General features: G+C 60.1%; 2 protein-coding genes. Both read right to left on the reverse strand.

The annotated features are described in order from the left end of the window. A partial coding sequence (locus WBF74_RS09125) for a proton-conducting transporter membrane subunit (protein ID WP_424438474.1) occupies window positions 1-785 on the reverse strand: 785 nt, incomplete at its 3' end. A gap of 7 nt (window positions 786-792) precedes the next feature. After that, window positions 793-2,301 (reverse strand): monovalent cation/H+ antiporter subunit D family protein, encoded by a 1,509-nt coding sequence (locus WBF74_RS09130; protein WP_424438477.1) that lies wholly within the window; start codon window positions 2,299-2,301, stop codon window positions 793-795. Window positions 2,302-2,389: the final 88 nt, after the last annotated feature.

The following is a 2,389-nucleotide window of genomic DNA, read 5'->3' on the forward strand; positions in this document are numbered from 1 at the left end:
ACTTTCAGCATGGTGAAGACGCCCGCCTTCACAACGGCCACGGCATGAAGCAGCGCGCTTACCGGCGTGGGGGCGACCATCGCGGCGGGCAGCCAGCGATGGAATGGCATGAGCGCCGCCTTGCCGATACCGAAGGCAAAGAGCGCCAGCAGGAAGGGCACATAGACGGGATCAATTCGGCCCTGAAGAATGCCGCCTGCGCGGAAATCCGTGGTGCCGGCGATGTTCCAGGTCCAGATGATCGCGACCAGCAGGAAGACAATCGAGGTCGCCATCAGAATGGCGAGATAGGTGCGAGCGCCGCGCTTTGCTTCCGGCGTTTCCTTGTGGGCGACGAGCGGATAGGTCGAGATAGTCAGCGCTTCATAGAAGATGAAAAGCGTGAAGAGATTGGCGGAGAAGGCAATGCCGAGTGCGGCCGCAATGGCGATGGCAAAGCAGATATAGAAGCGTGTCTGCTTCTGCTCGCCCGCGCCGCGCATATAGCCGATGGAGTAAAGCGCGGTCGGTATCCAGAGGCCGGAAGCGACAGTTGCGAACAACATGCCGAGCGGCTCGATCTCGAAGGCTATGACGAGGCCGGGCATCATTTCGAGCAACGAGATGGCGGGTCGCGCTCCATCCATCACCTTGCAGAGCAGGGTGATGACGGCGGCAAAGGTCGCCAGCGAGGCGATAACGCTCGCCCCGTCGCGCAGGTTCGGACGGTTGCTCAATCCCGCAATGAGAACGGGTGTCAGCGCCGGAACAGCAATGGCGAGAAGAAGGATATGCGCGTCACTCATGGTCGCCTCAATCCTTCCAGAGCATGTGGGATGAATTGATCAGCGCGTGTGCGGCGCGCCCGGCGGCGGTGCTCGACATCATGGCGTTCACGCCGAACCAGATGATGAGGCCCACAAAAATCCATGTTGGGAGCAGCATGGAGAGCGGCGCTTCCCGTCGTGTCACGCCTTCGGGGGCGGGCTTGAGATAGGCAATCTCGATCACGCGCCAGATATAGATGATCGCGAGAAGGGACGATGCCATGACCATCAGCGCCACGGGCCACCAGCCAAGTTCGAGGGCTGCCAGCACGAGATACCATTTGCTGACAAAACCGACCGTCAGCGGCAGCCCGATGATGCTGAGGCCTGCAATGACGAAGGCCGCGGTTGTCCAGGGCATGTCGCGGCCGATGCCGCCAAGCCTGGAGAGCGAGCTTGTGCCTGCCGCGAACACGAAACAGCCTGCCACCATGAAAAGCGCGGCCTTTGTAACGGCGTGGTTGAAGAGGTGAACGATACCGGCGGTGAGGCCCGTATCGGTCAGGAGGGTGAAGCCGAGCAGGATATAGCCGATCTGCGCGATGCTCGAATAAGCGAGCATACGTTTCAGATCATCCTGAAAGATCGCGACAATGGAGGCCGCGAACATGGCAATGATTGCGAGCGGCAGCGCGACAAGGCGAAGCGTGTTCGCCTGAAACTCATAGTCGAAGCCGAACACGGAGAACATGAAGCGCAGCATCACATAGACCGCGACCTTGGTGGCCGTTGCGGACAGAAAGACCGTCACCACGGATGGCGCAAAGCTATAGGCGTTGGGCAGCCAGAGATGTAGCGGGAACATGGCAAGCTTCAGCCCGATGCCGACAAGGATGAAGACGAAGCCCATTTGAACGGTGCTGCTGCTGCCATGTGCGGCGATGCGCGTGGCGAGGTCCGCCATGTTGAGCGTGCCCGTGACCATGTAGAGCATGCCGATGCCGATCACGAAGAAGGTGGCACCCACCGTTCCCATGATGAGGTAATTATAGGCGGCGGTAAGCGCGCGTTTGTTTACCCATGAGCCAGCCGCAACAAGCGCATAGGTCGAGAGCGCCGAGATTTCGAAAAACACGAAGACGTTGAATGCGTCGCCCGTGATGGTGACGCCAAGAAGACCCGCAATGCAGAGCAGGAAGGCCGTGTAAAAAAGCGGCTGCCGTTCGGCCGGGATTTCGGCGTCGATGCTTCGGCGCGCATAGGGCAGGACAATGGCGGCTACGCCGGAGACGATCAGCAGTACAAAGGCATTGGCGATGTCGATCCGGTATTCGATGCCGATGGGCGGTGCCCAGTTGCCCATATGATAGGTAACGACCGCGCCTTCATAAGTCTGCGCGAAAAGCGAGATGGAGATGGCGAAAGTAGCGAAGGCGATGAATGTTGCAAGCGCCCAGGCACCCGAACCGCGCCCGAGAATGAGGCAGAAGGGGGCCGCGGCGAGCGGCAGCATGACCTGCAAGGCAGGCAGATTGGCTTCGATGAGCGACATCATCCCTGAGCGCTCCCCGGAGCTGCGTCCATCTCCTGCTCGATCCTGGTGAGTTCGTCTTCCTCGATGGTTCCGTAGGTCTCACGGATGC

The organism is Parvibaculum sp. (assembly GCF_049672805.1).
GTDB lineage: Bacteria > Pseudomonadota > Alphaproteobacteria > Parvibaculales > Parvibaculaceae > Parvibaculum.